This is a genomic window from Tangfeifania sp. (assembly GCF_055108615.1).
The window spans coordinates 1-5,912 of sequence record NZ_JBSQIC010000136.1 but is presented as its reverse complement, the minus strand read 5'-3'; the positions used below and the strand labels follow the sequence as shown (position 1 = coordinate 5,912).

Annotated in this window: 5 protein-coding genes; 4 read left to right on the top strand and 1 reads right to left on the bottom strand. The window is 43.0% G+C overall.

Translation table 11 applies throughout. The features are described from left to right. The first annotated feature begins 305 nt into the window (after window positions 1-305). Both ACTCNA_RS17360 and ACTCNA_RS17355 read left to right on the top strand, forming a co-directional pair. Window positions 306-1,670 carry a multiheme c-type cytochrome gene (locus ACTCNA_RS17360; protein ID WP_462949205.1) on the top strand — a complete coding sequence of 455 codons (1,365 nt, stop codon included), beginning with the start codon at window positions 306-308 and terminating at the stop codon, window positions 1,668-1,670. Between the two features lie 14 nt (window positions 1,671-1,684). After that, on the top strand, window positions 1,685-2,884 hold the full coding sequence (locus tag ACTCNA_RS17355) for a hypothetical protein (RefSeq protein ID WP_462949204.1): 1,200 nt from the start codon (window positions 1,685-1,687) through the stop codon (window positions 2,882-2,884). Window positions 2,885-2,893: 9 nt separating this feature from the next. Here the strand turns inward: ACTCNA_RS17355 and ACTCNA_RS17350 are convergent, their stop codons facing one another. Continuing rightward, complete coding sequence (locus tag ACTCNA_RS17350; RefSeq protein ID WP_462949203.1) at window positions 2,894-4,012, bottom strand: carboxypeptidase-like regulatory domain-containing protein; 1,119 nt, start codon at window positions 4,010-4,012, stop codon at window positions 2,894-2,896. A 108-nt stretch (window positions 4,013-4,120) separates the two neighbouring features. On the opposite strand from ACTCNA_RS17350, the gene ACTCNA_RS17345 reads away from it, so the two are divergent. Continuing rightward, on the top strand, window positions 4,121-4,786 hold the full coding sequence (locus ACTCNA_RS17345) for a hypothetical protein (RefSeq protein ID WP_462949202.1): 666 nt from the start codon (window positions 4,121-4,123) through the stop codon (window positions 4,784-4,786). Between the two features lie 21 nt (window positions 4,787-4,807). Then, window positions 4,808-5,410, top strand: coding sequence for a 3-keto-disaccharide hydrolase (locus ACTCNA_RS17340; protein ID WP_462949201.1), 603 nt, complete (start codon window positions 4,808-4,810; stop codon window positions 5,408-5,410). Window positions 5,411-5,912 lie beyond the last annotated feature (502 nt).

The following is a 5,912-nucleotide window of genomic DNA, read 5'->3' as shown; positions in this document are numbered from 1 at the left end:
CCTTTTGGGCGGAATATTTGTGAAAATTGAGATAAAACATAAAATATTTCACAAAAACGGCTCAAATTTGTAACCGAAATATTTCTTGCGGATTTAAGGAGACTGATAATAAATTAAACAGCTGATTAAAACCCGGCAGGTGCATGGTTGTCTCTGTTTTATTGGACATTAACATTAAATTAAGACTTAAAAGACTGAATTATAACATTTTCACACAACTGAACAATTTGAAGATTGGGTGTATTTTATTAAAAAATAAGATTAAAAAGCATTAATTTTAATAAGAAAATTTAAAAACCCATATCATGAAAAAAGCAGTATCAATTTCAATTTTCAGTACCATTATTTTGCTGGTGCTGTTTGTATTCAGCTTTAAGCTGCCCAGCCAGGGGGAAGGCGACAAAAAAGGTGCTTTCAAGTATAAAGATTTTCAAAAACCCGAGTATTGCCAGGGATGCCACAACGATTTTTACCAGCAGTGGAGCCAGGCAATGATGTCGCAGGCATATACACACCACTGGGACGAAATTGAATATTTCAAACTGGCAGTGGCTCATGCTGAAGCTAACCCTGAATTAAAAGATGTGGTTGATGGGTGCAACGGCTGTCATACTCCAATGGCCTACCTGGCGGGAGATGTAACTCCTCCGAGACCTGAGGAAGGATCGCGCGCCAATGAATCGGTTTCCTGTGAAGTTTGCCACCTGATTAAAGGCATTGAAGGAGACACAGCCTATAATTTCAACTGGGTAATTGAACCCGGACAAACAAAATACAGCTCCCGAAAAGGTGAAGTGCAATCGCCCAATCACAAAATAATTGCTACCGATTTGCACAGCAGCACAAAAATTTGTGGAAGCTGCCATAACGAAAAAAGCCCGTTTGGTGCATGGGTAAAATCCACTCAACTGGAATGGGAAGAAGGACCGTATGCCAAAGAAAATGTTATGTGCCAGGATTGCCACATGCCCGATACTGAGATGAAAACCGCCAAAATGGGCGCTACCTATCCCGATGCCCGGATGCACCTTTTTAACGGGGCACACGACCCCGGGAAAGTTCGCGGAACTATTGAACTGCGCATTCAACCCGATATCCGTGAAACCGTTCCCGGCGAAGTAGTTGTTTTAACGGTAACGGCATTCAATCAGAAGACAGGCCATAAATTCCCTACCGGTTCGGTAGAAGACCGCATTGTGTGGTTGCATGTGGAAGCAGAAGACGAAGCCGGAAACACCTACCACATTCCGGTAGATAGAAAAGGTTTTGAAGGCGAAGAATACACCATTGCCAGCGATGTGCTGGCGTACCAGGATATGGGAATTCCGCTGGGGATTGAAAATTTTGAAGGCGTCCGCAGGGAAGATGTGCCTATTGGCGACCGTATTTTTAGGATGCCTTATTTCGATCCGGAAGGCCGGATGACCCTCATGCAATGGAACACAGCCTCGCTGGGCGTGGATTACCGGATTGGGCCCCGCGAAACAAAAGCCGAAACTTACACTTTTGAATTACCGTTTGAAGTTGAACCCGGCAAATTAAAAGTGAAGGCTGAAATGTATTACCGGCTTTTGGTAAAACCTGTGGGCGAATACTTAGAAGTTCCGGAAGAAGAATACGAGGCACAGTTAGTTAACAGACATTCAACAGAAATTACCGTTTATCCATAAAAAAACAGACAATTATGAAACAGATTTTACGATTATTGACATTTTTTGCAATCTTTATTTTTCTCGCAGAGCAATTGCAGGCAATACCCGCTTTTGCACGAAAATACCGGCTTAGCTGCACCACCTGCCATGCACCGGCAGCGCCTATGCTCAAGCCTTATGGCGACGACTTTGCAGGCAACGGATTCCGCCTGGAAGATGAACAATCACCACGTTATTATACCGAAACAGGTGACACAAAATTATCGTTGTTGCGCGAACTTCCTGTTGCTGTGCGTCTCGAAGGATTTGTAAATTATAACTTAGCCGGAAATGAAAAGACCGATTTTGCGGCTCCCTATCTGATAAAATTTATGTCAGGCGGAGAAATCTCGGAGCGGCTCTCCTACTATTTCTATTTTTATTTTAGTGAACGCGGTGAAGTAGCCGGGGTAGAAGATGCTTTCCTGATGTATAACAATTTATTTAACATTGATTTTGATGTTTACCTTGGTCAATTCCAGGTTTCTGATCCGCTTTTCAAACGGGAGCTGCGGCTCTCGCTCGAGGATTATGCCCTTTACACGTCGCAAATCGGAACCTCGGGAATTGATATGAAATACGATAAAGGGATGATGCTGATGCTTGGCCTGGAATCCGGAACCGGAATTACGGTAGAAGTTATAAACGGCAATGGAATTGGAGAAGCGCGCAACCGGGTTTTCGACAAAGACAAATACAAAAATATGCTGGCAAAATTATCGCAAGACATTGGGGGGGATATGTTAACCCTTGGAGCTTTTGTTTACATCGGGAAGGAGGCTCTTGAGAACAATGTGGTGAGCGACATCACCAACGAAGTTTTTATCTGGGGACCCGATATTTCTTTTACTCCTACTGACAAATGGACACTGAATGCACAGTACCTGCAACGGAACGATTCGGAAGTTTTTTACAACATGAGTGCCGCACAAAGCATGTCCGATTTAAATACCGATGGAGCAATGGCTGAACTTATTTTCAGTCCGAAAGGCGACCAAAGCGACTGGTACCTGCTGGGACTTTACAACTGGGTGGAATCGGATTTTAACCCGGCAGATTACCAGTCTGTCACATTTCATGCAGGTTATCTTTTACGCCGGAATGTGCGGCTGGCGGCGGAATACACGTACGACTTTACGCACAGCGATAATCCGGTAAATAAATTTAGTTTTGGATTTATTTCAGCATTCTGATTTAAAAAACTAATCCGAAACCGGAAAATAATCACGCGAATCAACCACTTTAACATCAACCATTTGTACCCGGTTGATTGTTAAGGTGGTTTTTTCGGCTACCTGCCGCCCTTTGTAATCGTATTTTTTATTCAGCATAATAACATCCGGTTTGAGCTGCGAGTAGGTTACAGAAAAATCGTAGGTGACATTTTCGTAATAGTTTGAATTGGAACTGCCCACTGCCAGCGATTTTCCCTGCCGGTTGTGTTTGGCAGACTGAACCGATCCTTCAATTTTTTTCACCGAATAATCTTCCTTAACAACAGTAATTCGTCCCGAAAAGGAAGTGGCATTATAATCACCGGAACCTGCGAGTGTTGGATCATCCTGACTGAAGGATATTACCCATGCCGGTTTGCCATCAACCACAACTTCCTCTTCCTGTTTTAAATTGAATTGGTAAAGCAATGCTGGATTTAAAACCGATGAACCAGTTCGAACCCAATCCATGCTAATCAGTTCATCAAAATTCAAAATGCCCGACGAAAAAGTGTAGGCTGGCTCTGCCGGCGTAATTTCATATTTCCGCATCCTGAAAGCATTCAGTTTTGAAGGCTCAACATACCCTGCTTTATCGTAAACCAACACCTCAGCCATTTGCACAACTTCGGTGGTATCATCAATTTTTTTTCGATTTTCGTAGGTGCATTCCAGGTTAAAAGGCCCGCCAATAAAATTGTAGGGTGTATTTTCCGATGCCATGCGCAGAATTCTCTCGAGTACTCTCGACCGGGCAGCAATATCCACATCATCAATATCATACGACGTTGGCTCCAGTTTAACAATATTGTATTCGCGATCAAAATAAGTATCTACCGGGAATTTCTCATTTTTATATCCCACCGCTGAGAACAATATCTGACCGTCTGCCATTTCTTCCGGAATTTTCAGCTCAAACTCCCCTTCCTGATTGCTGGCCGTGCCGTAAAAAGTACCTTCAATACTTATGTTGGTGAAAGATACCGACTCGTTTGTGGCTTCATCAACCACTTTCCCTTTTATGGTTTGAATAATCCGTGATCCATCCTGGGCCTGAAGGCTAAACCCAAGTGAAATTATTGTAACTAACAGAAAAAGTTTCTTCATTTTTAAATTTTTGAATAAAAGTAGTAAAACTATACAATTCAACTTCTATATAACGTTATAATACCCTGTTATTATTTGCTATATTTGCTAAAATCTAAAAGAATTAACATGACAAACAAATATCTCATACTCCTTTTTATACTTTCCGGACTTTTTATGCATTCATGCGTATCAAAAAAGAAGTTCGTGGAGATGCAGAACGGACGTTTAAAAGCCGAGGAACAAGTGCGGCAGCTCACCGAGGAAACCAATTACCGTGCCTCGCGAATTGAGGCCCTGATTGCCGATTTTGAGGAAATGAAAAACGAACTGCTCGAAAGTAACGCAATGAAAGACCAGTATATTGACTCGCTGAACACTGAAATTTCGCGACTGAACGAACTCCTCACCGAACAAAAAGAGTCGTTGCAGGAAAGCAGTTTTAGCTTTGGTTTTGAACAGCAACGGATGAAAGAAGAACTGGAAAGCAAAGATGAAAACATCAGGGCACTGCGCGCACAGGTTAATAATCTGGAAGAAGAAATATCGGACCAATCGTCGGTTATCGACGACAAAAACTTTCAGCTAAATCTGCAAAAAGATGAAATTTCATCGCTGGAGTCGAAAGTTAACCAGGTGGAACAGCAACGTGAGCAACTTCAACAGGAATTACAGAAAGTGAAAACAGAAACTGAAAATCTCAAAGCCGAAATAGAAGAAAAAGATGCCGAAATTACGCGTTTGCAAAACAACGTTAACCTGCTCAAAAAAGAACTTGGAGGCGGAGGAAATTAATTTCATAAAAATTATAATCAAATGAGAAAAATTACATTTTTAGGATTGATTCTCTCGTTAAGTATCGTTGTAATTGCCTGCAACGGTGGATGGGAATCGTTATTTAACGGTAAAAACCTGGACGGTTGGAAAGTACACGGCACCGAAAAATGGTACGTGGAAGATGGATTGCTAATTTGCGAAAGTGGCCCCGATGAAGCCTACGGGTACCTGTCAACCGAAAAGAATTACGACGACTTTGAACTTTCGGTTGAATTCCTTCAGGAGGCCAACGGCAACAGCGGCGTATTTTTCCGCTCAACTTTCGACGGCACCAAAGTAAGCGGCTGGCAGGTAGAAGTGGCACCACCCAACCACGACACCGGTGGCATTTATGAATCGTACGGTCGCGGCTGGCTGGTACAAATTCCAGATGAAAAAGAAGATATTCTGAAAATGGGCGAATGGAACGAAATGAGAATTCGCGTGGTTGGCGGACATGTTACCACATGGCTCAACGGAGAGCAGATGGTTGACATCGAGGATGAAAAAATTGCCGAGGGGAAAGGTGCCATTGCCCTGCAAATTCATGATGGCGGCGGCATAAAAGTGAAATGGCGGAATATCAAAATAAAAGAGCTATAGAAAAAATTCTTCCCTGAATCAAGTTGGCCGCTTGTAACGTGGCCAGGTTATTCGGATTAATTGCAAAATTTGATGAACTCCTTAACCTATCAGCTGTATTTCTTTATAAAACGAATGGTAATTTTCCGCGATAGGTTCTTTAACTTCCGTTCTAATTTCAGGGCTAAAAAGATTCTGTTTTTTTTGCACTGGGTGAACCTGCTGTCCGCCAGCCGGCGGATCAGCTGGTGAATAGATTGTCGTGCCGCTCTTTTATTGAGCAGGTCACGAAAAGTGACCTGCTCAACAGGAGCAATAAAAAAAGGCTGCCTTTTGAGCAACCTGTTCAATTTTGAGCGAGAAACCCCGGCAATTCTGCCGGGACAAGCGGGATTCCCCGATTTTCATCGGGATACCTGCCTGACGGTAGGCAGGACCTTCTCGTCCCTTTTTCTCCGAAAAGAGCGAGAAACGGGACTCGAACCCGCGACCCCGACCTTGGCAAGGTCGTGCTCTACCAACT